Source organism: Flavobacterium sp. AJR (assembly GCF_002156885.1).
GTDB lineage: Bacteria > Bacteroidota > Bacteroidia > Flavobacteriales > Flavobacteriaceae > Flavobacterium.
Genome location: NZ_NCWQ01000024.1, coordinates 26,657 through 46,849, shown reverse-complemented (window position 1 = coordinate 46,849; position 20,193 = coordinate 26,657). Strand labels below are relative to the sequence as shown.

Annotated in this window: 17 protein-coding genes; 10 read left to right on the top strand and 7 right to left on the bottom strand. The window is 32.1% G+C overall.

Annotation, left to right across the window (positions count from 1 at the left end; translation table 11 throughout):
* Nucleotides 1–607, top strand: a 607-nt coding sequence (locus B8T70_RS08095; RefSeq protein WP_242667440.1) for a Crp/Fnr family transcriptional regulator, incomplete at its 5' end; no start/stop codon positions are given.
* A gap of 133 nt (nt 608–740) precedes the next feature.
* Here B8T70_RS08095 and B8T70_RS08090 read toward each other — a convergent pair.
* The 4 genes from B8T70_RS08090 to B8T70_RS08075 all read right to left on the bottom strand — a co-directional run bounded on the left by B8T70_RS08090 (nt 741) and on the right by B8T70_RS08075 (nt 4,126).
* Complete coding sequence (locus B8T70_RS08090) at nt 741–1,289, bottom strand: HutD family protein (protein WP_052259575.1); 549 nt, start codon at nt 1,287–1,289, stop codon at nt 741–743.
* Nucleotides 1,290–1,551: 262 nt separating this feature from the next.
* Nucleotides 1,552–2,094, bottom strand: coding sequence for a GNAT family N-acetyltransferase (locus B8T70_RS08085; RefSeq protein ID WP_242667439.1), 543 nt, complete (start codon nt 2,092–2,094; stop codon nt 1,552–1,554).
* Nucleotides 2,095–2,113: 19 nt separating this feature from the next.
* Complete coding sequence (locus tag B8T70_RS08080) at nt 2,114–2,941, bottom strand: hypothetical protein (RefSeq protein ID WP_086894549.1); 828 nt, start codon at nt 2,939–2,941, stop codon at nt 2,114–2,116.
* 132 nt (nt 2,942–3,073) lie between these two features.
* Nucleotides 3,074–4,126, bottom strand: coding sequence for a serine hydrolase (locus tag B8T70_RS08075; RefSeq protein ID WP_086894548.1), 1,053 nt, complete (start codon nt 4,124–4,126; stop codon nt 3,074–3,076).
* 443 nt (nt 4,127–4,569) lie between these two features.
* Here B8T70_RS08075 and B8T70_RS08070 point away from each other — a divergent pair, with 443 nt between their 5' ends.
* From B8T70_RS08070 to B8T70_RS08060, 3 genes are all read left to right on the top strand, one after another.
* A complete protein-coding gene (locus tag B8T70_RS08070; RefSeq protein WP_086894547.1) occupies nt 4,570–4,974 on the top strand; it encodes a helix-turn-helix domain-containing protein in 405 nt (134 codons plus the stop codon).
* Nucleotides 4,975–5,253: 279 nt separating this feature from the next.
* Nucleotides 5,254–6,342, top strand: coding sequence for a DNA cytosine methyltransferase (locus B8T70_RS08065; protein ID WP_086894546.1), 1,089 nt, complete (start codon nt 5,254–5,256; stop codon nt 6,340–6,342).
* On the top strand, nt 6,342–7,421 hold the full coding sequence (locus B8T70_RS08060) for a restriction endonuclease, SacI family (RefSeq protein ID WP_086894545.1): 1,080 nt from the start codon (nt 6,342–6,344) through the stop codon (nt 7,419–7,421). Before B8T70_RS08065 ends, B8T70_RS08060 begins: the two co-directional genes overlap by 1 nt.
* 288 nt (nt 7,422–7,709) lie before the next feature.
* On the opposite strand, the gene thrC is transcribed toward B8T70_RS08060, so the two are convergent.
* From thrC to thrA, 3 genes are all read right to left on the bottom strand, one after another.
* Nucleotides 7,710–8,999, bottom strand: coding sequence for a threonine synthase (thrC, locus tag B8T70_RS08055; protein WP_086894544.1), 1,290 nt, complete (start codon nt 8,997–8,999; stop codon nt 7,710–7,712).
* Between the two features lie 118 nt (nt 9,000–9,117).
* Nucleotides 9,118–10,038 (bottom strand): homoserine kinase, encoded by a 921-nt coding sequence (locus B8T70_RS08050; protein ID WP_039116325.1) that lies wholly within the window; start codon nt 10,036–10,038, stop codon nt 9,118–9,120.
* Nucleotides 10,039–10,227: 189 nt separating this feature from the next.
* Nucleotides 10,228–12,675 carry a bifunctional aspartate kinase/homoserine dehydrogenase I gene (gene thrA / locus B8T70_RS08045; protein ID WP_086894543.1) on the bottom strand — a complete coding sequence of 816 codons (2,448 nt, stop codon included), beginning with the start codon at nt 12,673–12,675 and terminating at the stop codon, nt 10,228–10,230.
* Between the two features lie 639 nt (nt 12,676–13,314).
* Here thrA and B8T70_RS08040 point away from each other — a divergent pair.
* The 6 genes from B8T70_RS08040 (at nt 13,315) to B8T70_RS08015 (ending at nt 20,173) form a co-directional block, all read left to right on the top strand.
* A complete protein-coding gene (locus B8T70_RS08040; RefSeq protein WP_039119598.1) occupies nt 13,315–14,391 on the top strand; it encodes a hypothetical protein in 1,077 nt (358 codons plus the stop codon).
* Between the two features lie 187 nt (nt 14,392–14,578).
* Nucleotides 14,579–16,093, top strand: a complete 1,515-nt coding sequence (hutH, locus tag B8T70_RS08035) for a histidine ammonia-lyase (RefSeq protein ID WP_086894542.1) — start codon at nt 14,579–14,581, stop codon at nt 16,091–16,093.
* Between the two features lie 48 nt (nt 16,094–16,141).
* Nucleotides 16,142–16,786 carry a DUF47 domain-containing protein gene (locus B8T70_RS08030; protein WP_035627329.1) on the top strand — a complete coding sequence of 215 codons (645 nt, stop codon included), beginning with the start codon at nt 16,142–16,144 and terminating at the stop codon, nt 16,784–16,786.
* 34 nt (nt 16,787–16,820) lie between these two features.
* Entirely contained in the window at nt 16,821–18,161 is a 1,341-nt protein-coding gene (locus B8T70_RS08025) for an inorganic phosphate transporter (RefSeq protein ID WP_039114616.1), read from the top strand.
* A gap of 323 nt (nt 18,162–18,484) precedes the next feature.
* Nucleotides 18,485–19,489, top strand: coding sequence for a GlxA family transcriptional regulator (locus B8T70_RS08020; RefSeq protein WP_086894541.1), 1,005 nt, complete (start codon nt 18,485–18,487; stop codon nt 19,487–19,489).
* Between the two features lie 51 nt (nt 19,490–19,540).
* Nucleotides 19,541–20,173, top strand: a complete 633-nt coding sequence (locus tag B8T70_RS08015; protein WP_086894540.1) for a DJ-1/PfpI family protein — start codon at nt 19,541–19,543, stop codon at nt 20,171–20,173.
* The last annotated feature ends 20 nt before the right edge of the window (nt 20,174–20,193 follow it).

Sequence of the window (20,193 nt, the reverse complement as noted above, 5' to 3'; positions counted from 1 at the left end):
AGTTATAATGTTTTTGCTAAAAATGAAAAATAACCATATGTATAAATTATTAAGGGATAATATTGAGCGCAAAATTGCCCTTACAGATACTGAATGGGATATAATTATAGAAAAAACAGAATTTATTAAACTGAAGAAAAACGAGTTTCTACAAATTCAGGATTCTAATAGTGTATATGAAGGTTTTATTTTAAAAGGAGCATTTAAAATCTATATCCTAAACGAAAGCGGAAGTGAAAGTGTTCTCTTTTTTGCTTTCGAAAATGATTGGATGTGTGATATTGAAAGCTTCTATCATCAGAAACCAACTAAATACAATATTAAAGCAATAGAAGATAGCGAAATATTAGTAATTAATAAATCTAATAAAACGTTATTATTTAAAGAAGTGCCAAAGCTAATTCAGTTTCATATAGCAATGGTAGAAAGAGCCAATATCCTTATACAAAACAGACTTCTTGACGTTTTAAACAAAACATCCAAACAACGTTATCTTGAATTTATAAAGACTCATCCAGACAAAACCCAAAAAATAAATAACAAAAATTTATCCTCATACCTTGGAGTTTCACATGAGTTTTTATCGAAGATAAAGAGAAATGTTTAGCTCTTTTTTTAGGTTCAAAGTGGCAAAGGCTCTAAGGTTTGAACGGCATAATGTTAATGATTCTCAAAACTTTTTTTCTTTGCGACTTAGCGTCTTAGTGAGATAACATCTTAACGAACTTTGCGGTTAAATTTTAAAAATCCAATATTCCATAGAGGCATTCATCAGAAAAATGAAGCATTATATTCTCCTTTTTTTGATTTTCAATGACTAATAAATCATAAGGTTCTAGGTAGTATGGCTTCTCATTAATTTTAATAACTGTTGTATATAAAGGATATAAAATTACTATCTGAGCATTACAACTCTGATTACTATTCGTTATTTTTAGTTTGTGATGGGATACTTTTTCAGAAACCATCCAATTAAAATCAATACCTTTTGTATAAGAAGTCACTTCATCATCCGAATTAAATTCCATGATTTCATATTTCTCATATGTTTTTTTTTCTTTGTTTATCTCAATCTGCAAGCCGTTATCAAGCATAACCAAGTATCGGTAATAACCCTTAAATTTGGTAAACTCTGAAGGCTCTTTCTCTATTGTAGCACTGCTTATCCTGAATATAAAATCCCTATCGGTATAGTTTGCCGTTTTCGGATATATCAGATATTCATATGTCAATCCACCACTCCAAATAGAGGCTGTACAATCTTTTTTAGGCAAAAGGTGTATGTTCATTATTTTGTTATTTTTTCTAAGGTTCAAAGGTTTTCTGTAGAGACGCACCGCAGTGCGTCTAAAGGTTCAAAGGTTCAAAGGTTCAAAGGTTCAAAGGTTCAAAGGTTTGAAAGGCACAAAGTTACTGATAACCAAAGCTTTTTTTCTTTGCGACTTAGTGTGTTAGCGTGATAACACTAATATCTTAGCGAACTTCGCGTATCTCTTTGTGACCTTTGCGGTTAATTTTTTCGGGTGACTTATAAACTTTGTGGTTAAACAATTAAACCTTTTTCTCTAATACAACAAACTCCAAAGGTTCTTCTGCAACAGTAACATGAACATCACTTTCAGGAAAAGGTTCTCTTACTCCCGTATCTACATAACCATTACGTTTGTACCAAGCAACGAGCTCTTCACGAACAGATATCACTGTCATTATGATTTTAGGCAAACCCAATTCTTTAGCGTGAATTTCGGCTTGATGTAATAATTTTTTTCCAATACCACTATTTTGCAGTTCAGGCGAAACCGTAAGCATTCCTAAATAGAGTTTATCCTCTTTTTCTACTAACAAAACGCAACCGATAATCAGGTCATTCTCAGTAAATTTTAAGATAGTATTTTTCGTCCCGAAGTTTCGGGATTGAAGAGTTTCACTTAATTCTTCTTCAGTTGTTCTTTTTCCTTCTAATAAATTAGCCTCGGTAGTCCATCCTTTTTTAGATGATTCTCCGCGATAAGCAGAATTTATTAATGTATTTAATGCTGGAATATCTTGTAATGTTGCTTTTGTAATCATGGGTGAAATAGAATGGATTATCATTTTTGTTTTTATTGTTACTTTATTCAAGAGAATAGGCTGTGATAGTTTTTTTGAAAAGCGAAGGAACATAGACTATTTTTTTCTCGTAATCCAGTCCAATATCTCCCGAATAATACTCTTCTTTTCTTGTATCTGAAAGTATTTCTTTTGAGCCATCTTTATTTACATAATAAATAACTCCAGTCCAGCAACTCACAACAAACTCTCCTTTTGCTATTTGCTCAATTCCATCTGTATTTTCATCCATACCGTCTGTCAAAAGGTGCTTGTTCTTTTTATTATCCATTTTGTATAATGAACCATTGTCTAGATAATATAAATCATTATTGATGAATTTTAGACCATTTGGTTTATTTAGGTTTTCCAAATAAACACTTGCAATATCATTTTCTAATTTGAAAATTTTACCAACTTTTGGATCAGATACATAAACAACTCCTTTTTTATCAACAGTTACATCGTTTAATATTTTGGAATCATCAACGGTTATTTTTTTTAGTATTTTTTGTTGTTTTATATCAATAATTACAATTTCTGTAAGGTCGGCTACAAATAATTTATCTTTGAATTTTGCCATTCCTTTTGGAGCATTTAAGCCAGATATCCAATTTAAATTAATGATTTTTCCGTCAGTTGTTAATTTTGCGATACTTCCTTTTCCATCACGTTCAGCTGGTGAACCATCCATTAAAGAGCTATATAATACCCGATCTGTTTTATCATAAAATACCGATTCTGGAATTGGTAAAATACTATCTGTTACCCAAATTCTTTTTAAAGAATGTTGAGCAATACTTGAAAAACTTATTATAAATAGCAATAAAACATAAAAAGTATTTTTTTTCATTTTGATTGGTTTTTGGTTCGTTTTTTTAGCAATGCTGGTCAATTCGATAAATTAAATAGCTATCGAAACTTCATGTAATCTAAATATTTTTATATTGATAATATTTCACAGTTATTGAGTTCTTATGTCTGATTAATTCAATAACCCACTATTCAATACGATTTTTCGAATTTCAGCTTCAAAATAATAAGAAATATCAAAATTATCAAAGGTTTGGTTTTCCAGAACAATGATACTTGTTTTTGTTTCAGGATAATACAAATTAACAGAAGTAAATCCTTGATCAGGTACAATTCCGGTATGACCAAATTCTTTAATTTTAGTTTCGTCGTTTACACGAATGCCATAACCATATCCAATTTCTTTATCGCCAAAAACTGGGTGTTGGTTGGTAATTGTATAAGTGGTCATTCGGGCGTAGGTAGCTTCTTTTAAAAGTTTACCATTATGTAGTAAATCATTCCAAATAGCCAGATCTTTAACCGTGCTAACAAGTCCTGCAGCAGGAACTCGATCTTTAGGAATGATAACACCTATAATTTCTTTGGTTGTATTGTCTTTATGATATTGACGACCGTTTACAACTTCATCTTGGTTATCTGCATTTGGGAAAAAACTATCTTTCATTTTGTTCACTTTGAACAATTCGTTTACGACAGTTTCATAGGTTTTATTAGTTACCCTTTCGATAATCTGACCTAACAAAATATAATTCAAATCGGTATATTTAAATTCAGTTCCAACAGCAAAGGCAGTTGGTTTTTCTAAATCTACAATTCCTGAGGTATGATTTAATAAATTTTCGACTGTAACAGTACTTGTCCAAGGTTGTTTTAAGTTTGGTAAATATTTTTTTATAGGAGTATTTAAAACAATCTTTCCTTTTTCAACTTCCTGAAGAATTAAAACAGCAGTTATTTGCTTACTATTGGACAAAATAACAAAATGGTCATCTAATTTTAAAGGTGTTTTTTTTGTATAATCAGAATAGCCGTAAGCTTTAGAATATTTGGTTTTTCCGTTTTGAGAGATTAGTACATTCCCATTAAACGGACGTACTGAAGTTGTTTGAACCAAACTATCAATTCTGGCTGTGTAATTGTCTTTGGCTTGAGCAAAAAAGCTTTGGTTTGATGCAAAAAATATAAGTAAGGCAATAGGAAGAAAAGATAACTTGTTTTTCATTTTTTTAGAAGATTACTTTTGTGTTTTATGATAAGGTTTATAACACAAAAGTAATAGAATCTTTGTTAATCTATTTTCTGTAAGTAATAAATATTTACGCTAAAAATCATTTTAATTCATCTTTTTTCTTCTAATTAATAGCTTCGTTAGTTCATCCTTTTAGAGGCTTAGCTTCTGTAAGTCGAATTGATTAATATTTTTAATGCGGGAATGTCTTCGAGTAATTCTTTTGTAATCATATTATTTAGTAAAATATGAATTGCCTCCAGCTTTAGCTGGAGAAATAAAATTACATTAGAAATGGCTTTAGCCTAATCTTTTGTGTTTTTGGCTAAAGCCGAATTTGCCAATTTATCTCGATTATGAAAAGAGTATCTTACAGAAATAGGCTTGTTTTTTACTGAAATCTATTTTCGTTTAAGAATTTTAAATATCTTTGAATTATGAGTACAGCAATAAAACCAAAACATATCGGCAGAAATATAAGCCGTATCAGAGAGCTTAAAGACATGAAACAGGAAGCACTGGCACAGGCTTTAGGAACAAATCAGCAGGCAATTTCGGCTATTGAAAACAGCGAAACTGTCGACGAACAAAAACTAATTGAGATTGCAAAAGCTCTTGGAGTTTCCGTTGAGGCAATTAAAAACTTTTCGGAAGAAGGAGTTTTTAATTATTTTAATACTTTTAATGACACTGTTTCAAATAGTAGTTTTGGACAAGGTTCAAATAATAATTACGACTGCACTTTTAATCCTTTAGATAAAGTAGTTGAACTTTACGAACGTTTGGTGCAAGCTGAAAAAGATAAAGTTGAATATTTAGAGAAATTATTGAACGGGAAATAACCGTTTTAAACATATATTGAATAGAAAAAGAGATCTTATAAGGTCTCTTTTTTTATTCTTGACTTGGTGTTCACTAGAGGGACATTCGAACTGGTGGGGTACGACACGCTTGTTGAGTACGAACGATTTGATATTCCAATTGTCTATTACAATTTTAGTAAGCTTTTCAACTTTTGATTCTGTTCTAAATAGTTTCCGCTTTTGAATTATAAATTTCATTAGTTACATTTTTCAGAAGAGAAAGATCGAACTCAATACAAAAAAATGTAACTTTGAAACATGAAAACAGTATCATTATTTTCGGGAGCTGGCGGGCTTGACATAGGATTCAAAAAAGCAGGATTTGATATAGTCTGGGCAAATGATTTCGATAAAAACGCATGTGATTCTTATGTTAAAAATATTGGGAATCATATAAAATGTGGAGACATTAATGTTTTTTTTAATGAACTTACACAAATCAAGGATGTTGATTTAGTTATTGGTGGTCCACCATGTCAAGGGTTTTCTGTAGCAGGAAAAATGAATCCTAACGATCCAAGAAGCGAGCATGTTTGGACTTTTACAAAAGCTGTGGAAGAACTGAACCCAAAGGCTTTTGTTATGGAAAATGTAAAGGCTTTAGGATTATTACAAAAATGGGAACCTTTAAGAATTGAACTTTTAAAAAAATTTAGAGATTTAGGATATTCTGCAAATTATGTTGTTGTTAATGCTACTGATTATGATGTCCCACAAGCAAGAGAAAGAGTTCTTTTTATTGGATTTAAAAACAATTGCAAATTAATTCCAGATTTAGAAAAGATGCTTGAGCCTTATAAGAAAAAAGCTCAAACTGTGCGTGAAGCTCTTTCTGTTTTAGATAAAGCAGGAACAGGAAATAATAAAAGTATTTGTAATGCGAAAATAACTCTTACTTCAAATCCTGTAATGCGAAAGTCTCCTTTTGCAGGAATGTTGTTCAATGGTGCAGGTCGTCCAGTTAAAATAGATGGATATTGTGCGACTCTTCCTGCTTCAATGGGAGGAAATAAAACCCCAATAATTGATGAGTTAGAACTATATGAAAATAGAGAAGGTTGGGTTCAAAATTACCATAAAGGTTTACTTAACGGAAATACACCTATGAATTATCAAAATGCTCCTGAAAGATTACGTCGTTTGACTGTTGAAGAAGCTTCTGTACTACAGACATTTCCCTTAGACTATGATTTTTGCGGTTCTCAATCATCAAAATATAAGCAAATTGGAAATGCAGTTCCGTGTAATTTAGGTTTCAACGTTGGAAGAATGATTATGGATACTATAGAAAACGGAGAGATTGATAATTACATTACTAACTTACAATATCAATTAGAAATAGCATAATGGCAGAGATTATTTTAAAAACCGATGCAGAAAAAAATCTATTATCTGCATTTAGAACAAGATGCTCAAAAAAAGATGATATTTCGGGTAGTATTATGGCGGTATTAAATGGAAATCATAAAACCTATAAATACATTCTTGTCAATGGACTATTAGCTAAAGCAACAAATGAAAAAATTAATGCTCTTGCTTTACAAGCAGGAGCGCCAATTTCCGGTGCTTTTGATGCAAGAAGTTTGTGCCACAGTGTGCTTGTACCTTTCGAAAGAGATTTTTTGCAAAATTCTCTAGGTGGTTCAAATGAACCTTTTCTTAATAAGCCTGCTAGATTTACTCATTTAAGTGATCAGAATGCAGTAAGAAAAGGCAATGATAAAGAAACTTTACTACTTCTTATAAAAATTTTCAATTCAATATCTACAAGTGTACAAGCAAAAGCTTATTTAGCTTGCGCATTAGAATTTTTAAATCAAAGAATTGAAGAAAACAAAATTCTTCAAGAGACAACTTTAAAATACAATCCAACTCTTGTTGAAATTTATGAGTTTGTGTTTAGATTTTTGGAAAAATCATTTGAAGGAGAATCATCTGCAATTATTGTTGGTACTTTAGAAAAAATTTATCATAATAGATTTTCTAAAAATTTTAAAGTTATTACGCATAAAGTCAATCAGAGTGGTGCTTCAACAAAAGAAATTGGAGATATTGATATCTTCAAAGAAAATAATTTCTATTATGCAATTGAAGTAAAAGACAAACATTTCACTTCTTACGATTTAGAGCATGCTTTTAATAAAATTAAAGCTAATTCAGGAATTAAAGGTCAATTTATTTATGGACCAAGTGGTACTTTTGATAAAGAATTATTGGAAAATAGAATTACGAAATTTGAGAAAGAAGGTTTTATGGTTTTATTTCAAAATATTTATACTTATTCAAAAACGATGATATTCAAAATTGATTTGAATAGTAAGCAAGAATTTATTGATACTCTTATGGAAATAGCGATAGAAATAAATTGTAAAAACGAAACTAAGACTTGGATTCAATTATTACTTGAAGAACTTGGGTGGAAATAAACGACTCTATTAAAATTAGCTATTTCTTGTTAAAGAATCTACTATAACTCATTTATAAAGGAGAGAGACCTTCGGATTTATGCCTAAAATCGGGTAGATAAGCTAAGGTTTGTTTCGTTTTCTTGCTTTTCAAATATGTGTTTTTTTTAACCATATTTTAAATTAATATAGAACAATTGTCTTTTTTTGAGAAGAAAACAAATCTAAAGAGTACTTAGTAAAGTATCGGTCGAAAAAAGCGGCTGAAATTAATCTCAGCCGTTTTGTATGCGATGTAATATGAATTTGTTACCCCAAAAACGCCTTCAACTCCTCATAGCTAGAAATCTTCACACTAACTTTATCCTCATTAATAACACTCTCAATTTGCTCCGGAATAGGAAGTTTAATTCCCAAAGCAGGCTCAACAATATCAAGAAATTTAATTGGATGAGCAGTTTCTAAGAAAACACCAATTGCATTGTCATGCTTTTGTAATTCTTTCTTTAAACCAAGGTACCCAACAGCACCGTGTGGCTCAGCAATATAACCGTTAGCTTTATAAATCTGTTTCATCGCTTCCAGTGTTTCTTCATCAGTATAACTATAAGAAGAGAAGTCTTTTTCGAAAGCTTTCAAGTCATTTTGATACATTTCCTGAATACGGATAAAGTTACTCGGATTCCCAACATCCATTGCGTTTGAGATAGTAGCTTTGGATGGTTTTGGATCATATTTTCCGTTTTCTAAGAATCTTGGTACCGTATCGTTTACATTGGTAGAAGCTACAAAGTGAAGTATTGGTAAACCTAATTTCTTGGCTATAATACCAGCACAGATATTCCCGAAATTCCCACTTGGACAAGAAAATACTAATGGTTTGTTTTGGCTTTTCAAGGCTTTATAAGCAAAGAAGAAATAGAACATTTGCGGCAACCAACGTGCAATATTGATAGAATTTGCTGAGGTAAGGTTTTTATGTTTTAGAGTTTCATCTAGAAAGGCTTTTTTTACCATATCCTGACAATCATCAAAAACACCATCAACTTCCAACGCTTTGATGTTTTGACCTAATGTGGTCAGCTGCTTTTCCTGAATATCGCTTACTTTTCCTGATGGATATAAAATCACAACTTCTACACCCGCAACGCCGAGAAATCCGCTTGCAACTGCTCCACCAGTATCACCCGAGGTAGCGACAAGAACCGTGTTTTTACTTTCTGCTTTATCTTTGTTAAAATAGGCCAGACAACGTGACATAAATCGCGCTCCAACATCTTTAAAAGCCATTGTAGGCCCGTGAAATAATTCAAGCGAATAAATTCCTTTTTCGACCTCAACAACAGGGAAATCAAAACATAGCGTTTCGGCAATAATTTCTTTTAAAGTCTGCTTAGGAATTTCATCTCCAACAAATTGTTTGATTGCTTCAAAAGCGATTTCTTCGTTGCTCAGATTTTCGATTGTCTCAAAAAAAGAAGCATTTAATGGTGTGATAGTTTCTGGAAAATATAATCCTTTATCACTTGCTAATCCTTGTATTACAGCTTCCTGAAAAGAAACCTTTGGGGCATTATGGTTTAAACTATAGTATTTCATTTTTTTATTGCTTTGCGCAGTAAGCTTTAGGCTAAAGGCTTTAAGCTTTTTTGCTAAATGTTTAATTATTTTTATGCTTCAAACGGTAGGCTTAAGGCTTAAAGCCTATTGCTTAAAGTTAAATTACGCGTACTCCATCTGGATTAATTTGCGAGATATGAATTTCGTATGGTAAATCTATATTATCATACACTTCGCTCATGGCTTTACCGATTTTTTCAGCGTTTTCTTTTCCTCTGCTTAAAGCAAAAATAGAAGGGCCTGATCCTGAAATTCCAGAACCTAGTGCGCCATTTTCGAGAGCTGCTTGTTTGATTGCATCAAAACCAGGAATCAAGACACTTCGTAAAGGTTCTACGATTTCGTCATGAAGAGATCTTCCGATCAAATCGTAATCTTTAGTATATAATCCAGCGATTAAACCACCTACATTTCCCCATTGCATGATGGCGCTTTTTAGGGAAACATTTTGTTTTAATACCGAACGGGCATCAGATGTTTTTAGTTCGATTTGAGGATGTACAACTGTAGCATATAATTCTTCTGGACTATCTATTTTTATGATATCCAGCGGATTGTAACTTCTTACCAAAGTAAAACCACCCAAAAGGGCAGGAGCAACGTTGTCGGCATGAGCATTTCCACTAGCTAATTTCTCCCCTTGCATGGCAAATTGCACTAATTCTTTTCTAGAAAATGGACGCTCTAATAATTCGTTTATACCAAATACAGCACCAGCAGAACTTGCGGCACTACTACCAATTCCGCTTCCAGCTTTGATGTTTTTGTAAATTTCGATTTCAAATCCGAAGTCGGTTTCTATAGTTTCAAGCATTGCCAATGCAGCAACTCCAGCAACATTTTTTTCTGTTTCTAGAGGTAAATCGGCACCAACAATTTTTGTAATGCGAACGCCTTTCTGGTCTGATTTACGAACAATCATTTCATCGCCCGCAGTTTCTAAACAAAGTCCGAGAACATCAAATCCACACGAGAGATTGGCAATTGTTGCCGGACAAAATAGTTTTATTTCTTTCATTTTTTTTTAAGTTTCTGAGGTTCTAAGTCGCTAAGTTTCTAAGCTTTTACTTTGCGTATAGGTCTCTTTATATCTTTTATTTAAAGTCTAAGAAGTAAATTTCTAATATTTTTCACTTAGTATCTCAGTCACTTAACAACTTAGAACCTTTTAAAAAACTCAGAACCTTAGCGTCTTAGCATCTTAAAATTAATTATTTCCTATTCGAATTACATCTGCAAAAATTCCCGAAGCAGTAACTGCAGCACCAGCACCAGCACCTTTTATAAGTAGCGGCTGATCAACATAACGGTCGGTGTAAAACAATACAATATTATCTTTTCCTTCCAGATTATAGAACGGATGGTCTTTTGGGATAAATTGCAATCCTACGCTTGCTTTTCCGTTTTCGAATTGAGCTACATATTTTAACCTTGAATCTTTACTTAAAGCTTCATCATAAATAGATTCAAAATGAGCTGAATGTTTCTTTAATGATTCAAAGAAAGCTTCATTTGTAGTTGTTGCAAGAGATTCTGCAGGCATGAAAGATTCATTTGCAATAGCATCAATATCCATTTCATAACCACTTTCTCTAATTAAGATTAAAATTTTTCTGGCAACATCAATTCCGCTTAAGTCAATTTTAGGGTCAGGCTCAGTAAATCCTTGAACTCCGGCTTCTTTTACCACATCGAGGAAGGAGTTGTCTTTATCAAAATTATTAAAGATAAAATTCAAACTTCCTGATAAAACAGCCTGAATTTTATGTACTTTATCACCAGATGCGATTAAGTTTTTTACTGTATCTATAATTGGTAAACCAGCGCCAACATTGGTTTCGAATAAAAACGGGGCGTTAAACTGGCGTGATAAATTTTTTAGTTTTTTATAATTAGCATATTCAGATGAACAAGCAATTTTATTACAAGTTACTACTGCAATACTTTGTTTTAAGAACTCTTCGTAAGTTTCAGAAACAGTTGCATTTGCTGTGATATCAACAAAAATACTATTACGTAAATTCAGTTCTTTTGCACGTTCTATAAAAGCATCTTTATTGGCAGTTTCTCCATTCTCAAGATCCGATTGCCATTCTTTAAGTGAAATGCCATCTTCGTCGAAAATCATTTTTCTCGAATTAGATAAAGCAATAACACGAACATTTATCTTTAGGTTTTCTTTCAAAAACTTTCTTTGGTTGTGAATTTGCTCGATGAATTTTTCTCCCACGTTTCCAACTCCCATTACAAATAAGTTGAGTTGTTTAGTATTCTCTTCAAAGAAGTTTTCGTGTAGGGTATTCAATGCTTTTTTTACATCACGCTCATTAATTACAACCGAGATATTTCTCTCGGATGCACCTTGAGCAATGGCACGAATATTTACGTTGTTTTTACCTAGAGTACTAAACATTCTTCCGCTTAAACCTTGGTGGTTTTTCATGTTTTCACCAACCAAAGCAATGATGCAAAGGTTTTTCTCAACAATACAAGGATCCACTTTATTTTGGGTAATTTCTACTTCAAAAGCACCATTAATTGCTTGTTCTGCATTTTCGGCATCAGCATTTAAAATACCGATACAAATAGAATGCTCCGATGATGCTTGAGTAATGAAAATAACATTGATACTTTCGTTAGACAAAACTTCAAAAAGACGTTTTGAAGAACCCGAAACACCAATCATACCTGAACCTTCAAGAGTTATTAGCGAAATGTTATCGATATGACTAATTCCTTTTACAATAGTATCTTTTGATGAAACTTGATTCGAAATATAAGTTCCTTCCGATTCTGGTTCAAAAGTATTCTTGATTACAATAGGAATGTTTTTTCTTAAAACGGGTTGGATTGTAGGTGGATATAACACCTTGGCACCAAAATGCGATAATTCCATCGCTTCCTGATAAGAAATAGTTGCAATAGGATGTGCTTGTTTTACAATTTTAGGATTGGCAGTGTACATTCCGTTTACGTCAGTCCATATTTCCAGTCCTTTAGCATTCAGTGCGCCTGCCAGAATTGCAGCAGTATAATCAGACCCGCCACGACCTAATGTTGTAATGATTCCATCTAGTGACGAAGCTATAAAACCAGGCATGATAACGACTTGAGATTCATTTGTAGCAAAGTAATCACGAATTAATTGATTTGTAACTTCAAAGTTTACAGCGGCTTTTCCAAAATGGTTATTGGTTTTTATAAGTTCGCGGCTGTCTTTGTAGCCACTATTTTTATTAGTTTGTTTTAAAGCTTCGGCAATAATATAAGAAGAAAGCAATTCACCAAAACTCAAGATAGTATCAGATGTTCTATTGGATAATTCTCCTAATAAGAAACATCCGTCAAGTAAAGTTTCAAGATGATTTATAATTCTTTTTACGTGGCTTAATAAGCTACTTTGTTCGCTAACAGGAATCAGAGCTTTTAACGTATCTAAATGCTTTTTCTCTATTTCTGCAACTATATCTTTAAAACTTTCGTCATTAGAAGCTGCTTTTGTAGCAGCAGCCTGAAGTAAATCGGTTACTTTGCTTAAAGCTGAAACAATAACTACTAATTGATCTTGTTCTGATTTTTGGTTTACAATTTCTAAAACTCTTTTTATATTTTCGGCATTGGCGACCGAAGTTCCACCAAATTTTAATATTCTCATTTTGTGTTTTTTATTTTATAAATACAAGTGTTTATACGTATTCAATGCTTTTCTTCTTTCTGGAAAAAAAGTATGGATAACCGGATTATATGTAAAAATGTATACCCCTAAGGGGTAGTAGTAATTGTAGAAGTTGTTGTAGCAGTAATTGCAACCCAGTTTTGAGTTGTTATCGAAGAGTGATATTTTATACTGTTATCTTTCATTTTTGATTTTTCAAATGTACAGGTTTTTCTAAAGAGCAAAAAATCAAATTGAGTTTTTGCGAATATTTTAATAATCAGGAGGGTAAAATTGCAATACTGACTATTTGTTAAAATTTAAAGCTCCAAAATGGGGTATTCATATATTTATCTCAGATTAAGAGGGGTGTTTTCTTTTGTCTGAGCAACAATATGAGTTTAAATCGCTTACAAATCGAACTTCAATAGTTAAATACATATATGCAGTATAATTTCTCGTTTCAATATTTACCATCTTAATTTTGCTGTCAAATTATAGTGGTTTATATTTTTGAGAATTGATATAATTTTATAATTAATCCTAAAAAAAAGATTATTATTCATTTAATTGTATGTTTAACATGTAGAACCTTTGGTTATTTTAGCTATTTTCGCCGAAATAATTATAAAAATAAAAATGAAGAAAAAAATTACTCTGTTATTTATATCTTTTTTCATACTTGCATCTTGTAGTAGTGATGAAGATAGTTCAGCTACTCCAGTAGCTCCAGTGGCTCCTCTGACTATAAAAGCAGCATTAAATGGGGGTGGAGTAGATGTAAGCTGGTCTGTTGTGGGAGGTACTGGTATTACGTACAATGTTTACAGAAACGATAATCCTGTAAAAATTAATGCCACCCCACTTACAGAAGCAAAATTTAAAGATGTACTTACATCTACTGGTTCTTTTACATATACTGTTACTGCTAATTCAGGAGGTATGGAAAGTGCTAAAGGAGTAGTTTCTGAAAAAGTAATATTAGAACTTCCTAAAACAAGAACTGTAGAATCAATTAGTACTAGAGAAAACACGAAATCTGAGTATACGTATACTTACGATGCAACCAATATTACTAAAATAATAAGCCAAACGATCAAAAGTACTACGACTAGATTAAGTGATCAAACCGTAACTGTATATGATGTAACAGCAAAGTATACGTATAACGAGGATTTAATTACAAAAGTAACCTACTATAATGTTGATAATACTGTTAAGTCATCTTATGAATATGTATATAATACAAAAAGAGATTTAACATCTATGATAAGAAAGGGATTTGATGGAACTATTGATTATACAATTAATTATGCTTACGGTACGGATGGTTTAATCACTGAGACGAGCGATTACCCTGATTGGGGCACCTGGGTTTATACTTATGAAAAAGGTAATATGATTAAATATGTTCATTCAACTTCATACGTTGATATGACTAACTATGTTGAAACATCAGATTTTGTTTATGACACAAAAAATATGTCTACAAAAAATATTTTAGGATTTAATACTACTCTTATAGGTGTTAATAGTGCTAATAATGAAGCTAGCTCTTCGGTTATTGTAACTGAAGATGGAAATGTAGTCAATACCAGATTATCGAGAAGTGAATATACCTATAATGAAAATGGTTATGTTTTAACAAAAATGAGATTTCATGGAAAACCTACTGCAACAGTGCTAAATGAAAAAACAGTTATTACTTATTATTAATTTAATAGATTTTTAAAGTTTATATAAATTACAATAAAAGCAACTCATTTAGAGTTGCTTTTATTGTTTTTACTACTGTTTTTTCATTTTCTTATTTTTTATTTGAGAAGAAGTATTAAATAATCCTCAATAAACATTGCTTTTTAATATTGATTTGCTGAATTTTGACATTCAAATACAATATAAAATGAGCAACATTCATTATATCAGTACGGAGCTACTGAATTTAGAGCAATTACAAGAGATAATCGTAGAGCAAAAAACATTAGAACTATCTGATGAAGCTAAAATCAATGTTCAAAAATGCAGAGATTATTTAGATAAAAAAATGGCTTCACATTCTGAGCCTATTTATGGTATCAATACAGGATTTGGATCACTTTGTAATGTGAAGATATCTAATGAAAATTTATCTAAACTTCAAGAAAACCTTGTAAAATCTCATGCTTGTGGAACAGGTGAGGAGGTACCACAAGAAATTGTAAAATTAATGTTATTGCTTAAGATACAATCATTAAGCTACGGACATTCGGCTATACAATTACAAACATTAGAACGTTTGGTTTCTTTTTATAACAATGATATTTTACCAGTTGTTTATACGCAAGGATCACTTGGAGCGTCTGGAGATTTAGCTCCATTAGCACATTTATCATTGCCGTTATTAGGTGAAGGTGAAGTGTATTTTGAAGGGAAGAAAGTACACTCAAGTGAAGTTTTAAAACACTTTAACTGGGAGCCAATAGTATTAAAATCTAAAGAAGGATTAGCATTATTAAACGGTACACAGTTTATGAGTGCTTACGGAGCTCATATTTTAATGAAAGCTTATAAGTTCTCTTATTTAGCCGATTTAATTGGAACAATTTCTTTGGAAGGTTTCGACGGAAGAATCGAACCGTTTCATGAATTGATTCATTTTATCCGCCCTCATAAAGGACAAATTGTTACCGCACAACGTGTCAAGGAATTTTTAGAAGGAAGCGAAATCATATCTCAGGTAAAAACGCATGTTCAGGATCCATATTCGTTCCGTTGTATTCCGCAAGTTCATGGAGCTTCAAAAGATGCGATTGATTATGTGAGAAAGGTTTTTAAAACAGAGATTAATTCGGTTACTGATAATCCTAACATATTTGTAGAAAGCGATGAGATCATTTCTGGAGGAAATTTCCACGGGCAACCTTTGGCTTTAGCCTTAGATTTTATGGCAATTGCTTTGGCTGAATTAGGAAGTATTTCTGAAAGAAGAACGTATCAATTAATTTCGGGATTACGTAATCTTCCTGCATTTTTGGTAGATAATCCAGGATTAAATTCAGGATTAATGATTCCGCAATATACAGCAGCAAGTATTGCTAGTCAGAACAAGCAATTAGCAACACCATCTAGTGTAGATAGTATAGTTTCTAGCAACGGACAAGAGGATCACGTGAGCATGGGTGCAAATGGTGCTACAAAAGCATTGCGTGTTATGGACAATTTGGAGCGTATTCTTGCTATTGAATTATTAAATGCTTCGCAAGCAATTGCTTATAGAAATCCGTTGAAATCAAGCGACTTTATCGAGATGTTTTTAAGCAGCTATCGCGAAGTTGTACCGTTGGTTACTGAGGATAGAATCCTACATTATGATATCGAAAAGACAATTTCATTCTTGAATAGTTTCCAAATTGAAAATGATTTGTTAACAATGGCTTAACATAGCGAAAGAATAATGAAGTAATTTTGCAGTATTAAAAATATAAAAATGTCAATAAACAGTATTTTCCAATTTTTAGTGCCGAAAGACAAGAAATTCTTTCCACTTTTTGAAGAAGCATCAAGCAATTTAATTGAGTTAGCTTCTAACTTACACGAAGCAGTAAATCTTCCTTTGAAAGAAAGAGAAGTACTTTTTCAAAAGATTGATGAATTGGAACAAAAAGGCGAGGATATTACTCGTCAGACAAATCTAGAATTAAGCAGAAACTTCATTACTCCATTTGATAGAGAAGATATTCATACTTTGATTACTTCTATTGATAACGTAGCCGATTATTTACATGGTGCTGCAAGCAGAATGAAGTTGTATCAGGTTGATAAGATTACAAAATCTATCAGAAAAATGACTGAAATCAATCTTGAAGCATGTCAGAATATTGATAGTGCAGTAAAAGAATTGAGAAATTTAAAGAATTTCAAAGTCATTAAAGATGCGTGTGCCAGAATTAATAAACTGGAAAACAAGTCGGATAATGTTTATAACAAAGCAGTTTTTGAAATTTTTGAAAACGAAACAGACGCTAAAAATATTATTAAATATAAAGAAGTGTTATCTGTTTTAGAATCTGCAACAGATAAATGTAAGAGTGTTGCAAACATACTAGAATCTATTTCTGTAAAACATTCTTAAATTCAATTTATTTCAATTCTGAAGTTATAATTTTATGACGCTACTTATAATTATTATAGTATTAGCTTTAATCTTTGATTACATCAATGGTTTTCACGATGCGGCAAATGCTATAGCTACAGTTGTTGCTACAAAGGTATTAACGCCTTTTCAGGCCGTTCTTTGGGCAGCATTTTTTAACTTTTTGGCTTATTGGGTTTTCGGTTTTGGTGTAGCAGATACTGTTGCTAAAACGGCAAACACCATGGAAATCAATCTAGTTGTGATTTTGGCAGGAGTTATCGCTGCTATTTGTTGGAACTTATTAACTTGGTGGTTAGGAATTCCTTCAAGTTCATCTCATACCTTAATTGGAGGTTTTGCTGGTGCTGCAATTGCTCATGCAATCGCTGTACATGGTTTCTCTGGTTATGTAGGAGAAGATGGTACCACACAATATTGGTATCAAATTGTAAGCTGGTACAAAGCAGGAAAAGACGGAGGGATGCCCTCGGGAGTTCTCGTCATAGTTGCTTTTATCGTTTTAGCACCGTTGTTAGGAGCATTGGCTTCTTATTTAATTTCTATTTGGTTATTGAACTCTTCTAAAAAAAGTATTTTACCAAAGTTATTCACGATTGCTTTAATGATTTTTACAGCTGTTTTTATCTATTACCAAATGATTCCTTATGAAACAATCATAAAGGATGGAGGAAAACCTCGTTTTGCGTCTTCAGAATTTTGGAGCGTTGTATTAGAGGCACATAATATAAAATGGTTTTTGGTAGGATTTATTATCTATTCAATTTCAGCATTTGCTTTGATATTTAGTAGTTTAAATCTTCATCAGGCAGATGGAGCACTGAAAAAAATGCAATTACTATCTTCGGCTGCTTTTAGTTTAGGTCACGGTGGTAACGATTCTCAAAAAGTAATGGGTATTATTGCAGCAGCAGTTGCGGTTTATATTCATACAAATCCAGGTGTACATATGGATGCTTGGTTAGATGTGGTACTTCCGTCAGATGACGGAGCATTCAAGATGCCATCTTGGATTCCTTTAGCTTGTTACTCTGCAATTGCAGCAGGAACATTAAGTGGTGGTTGGAAAATTGTAAAAACAATGGGTTCTAAAATCACTAAAGTAACTTCATTTGAAGGTGTAGCTGCAGAAACTGCAGGAGCATTAACATTATACTTTACAGAGCATTTTAAAGTACCAGTAAGTACAACGCATACTATTACAGGATCAATCATCGGGGTTGGATTAACAAAACGTGTATCTGCCGTTCGTTGGGGTGTAACAGTAAGTTTATTATGGGCTTGGGTATTAACGATTCCTGTTTCGGCACTTTTAGCTGCAATAGTGTATTATATACTTAGTATTTTTATATAATAGAAAAAAAGTATTTGTGAAATGTGAGATTCAAAATCGCATTTTAAACCTATAAAAAAAGCTAGTTTCTTTATTGAGACTAGCTTTTTTTGTTTGTTGAATGTTTTTTACTACCTAAATTTTATTTTCTATTATTAATATGTTGATTTAAAAAGATTAATCTTTCTGAAGCTTTAATAATATAAAAGACAATTTAATGGTTATTGTTTTGTTTTTTAAAAACTAGTTTTTTTAGAAGTTTTCATTCGTGTTAATTGCAAGGATGGCATAAATTAAGGTAAAAATGGCATTTACGCCAAATCTGAAGTTTATACCTTTGAATTATGGAAAAAAAACTGATAGTTATTGTTGCAATACCCGATATGCTTATTCTGGATCTTGCAGGTCCTATGGATGCATTTCGCCTTGCAAAACATCTGATTGAAGAACAGGATAAGCAATTTAAATCTTTTAATTATGATGTTGTAATTGCATCACCTACGGACGAATTATATTTAGGTAATTTTAATGGTTTAAACTTTAGTTGTGATAAGAAAGTTGTTGACATTGTTGAGCCAATTGATACCCTTATTATTAGTGGATTTTCCTTTAAAACTCCACCACAGGATTATCTGATTTTTCAGGAATGGTTACAGAAAAATGCAGACAAAATCCGTCGTGTTTGTTCCGTTTGTGTTGGAGCATTTTTATTAGCAGGATCAGGATTGTTGAATGGTAAACATGCGACTACACACTGGATGTATTGCGACTTACTAAAAAAGAAGTATCCCTTAATTCAGGTAGAATCGAAACCTATTTATATACAACAAAATTCAATATATACAGCTGCGGGTGCATCAACTGGTATTGATTTGTGTTTGGCTTTAATAGAAGAAGATTGTGGAAAGGAAATAAGTCTTTCTATAGCAAAAATATTAGTTATGTATTTACAAAGACATGGTAATCAGAGTCAGTATAGTAACTTTCTCTTACAGCCTGTGGTAGATAGTATGATTATTAAAAAACTTCATTTCTGGATATTAGAAAATTTAAATAAGCCGATAACTGTTCAAAATATGGCTGAAAAAGCAGCTATGAGTCTGCGTAATTTTAATAGAGTCTTTACTGCCGAAACAGGAATTACTCCTGCTAAATACGTAGAAAAAGTACGATTAGAAACGGCGAAAAAATATTTAGAAGAAACAGATCATGAACTAAAAAATATAGCACATCTGGTAGGATTTGTATCAATAGATACTATGAGAGGAGTATTTATGAAACATTATCAGATTTCTCCCGCTGTTTATCGCATACAGTTTCAGAAATCAGACTTTAATCTGCTATTATAAAACCGTAGCGTTAAAAATGTAGAATAATAATTAAAATTAAAATCATTTAAAATGGAATCAAAAAAATTTCCACAATTCAACGAAAAAAAAACAATAAAAGTCGCGTTTCTAGTATTTGATCAAGTTGAAGCACTTGATCTGAATGGCCCTATAGACGTATTTGCTAAAGCTAATTTTTTTGGTAACAGATTTGAGCTCTATAGTGTTTCCCCTAATGAAAGTTTGGTATATTCTGAAGGTAATATCCTTCAAATCAAAGCTACTTATAATTTTTCTAATGCTCCACAGGCAGATATTATAGTGATTCCAGGAGCAGAACCATCTTTAGCAAAGCAGATTGGGGATACTAATATTGAGATTGTCGAATGGATTAAAAGTCAACATAAGGCGGCTGCATTGATATTCTCAGTTTGTACAGGCTCTGTGATTCTTGCTGCAACTGGAATATTGAATAATAAAAAAGCAACTACTCATTTTGGAGCAATGCAGTATTTAAAGATGCATGAAAGTATTGAGATTGTTGAAAATGTACGATACGTCTTAGATGATGAAGTACTCACCACTGCAGGAATCACTTCGGGTTTAGACGGAACATTATATGTAATTGAAGAAATATTGGGTAAGGAAATTGCTGAGAACGTTTCGAAAATACTGGTTTACAATCGCGATGCGGTTTATGAATAATTAAATTTAAATTTATTAAA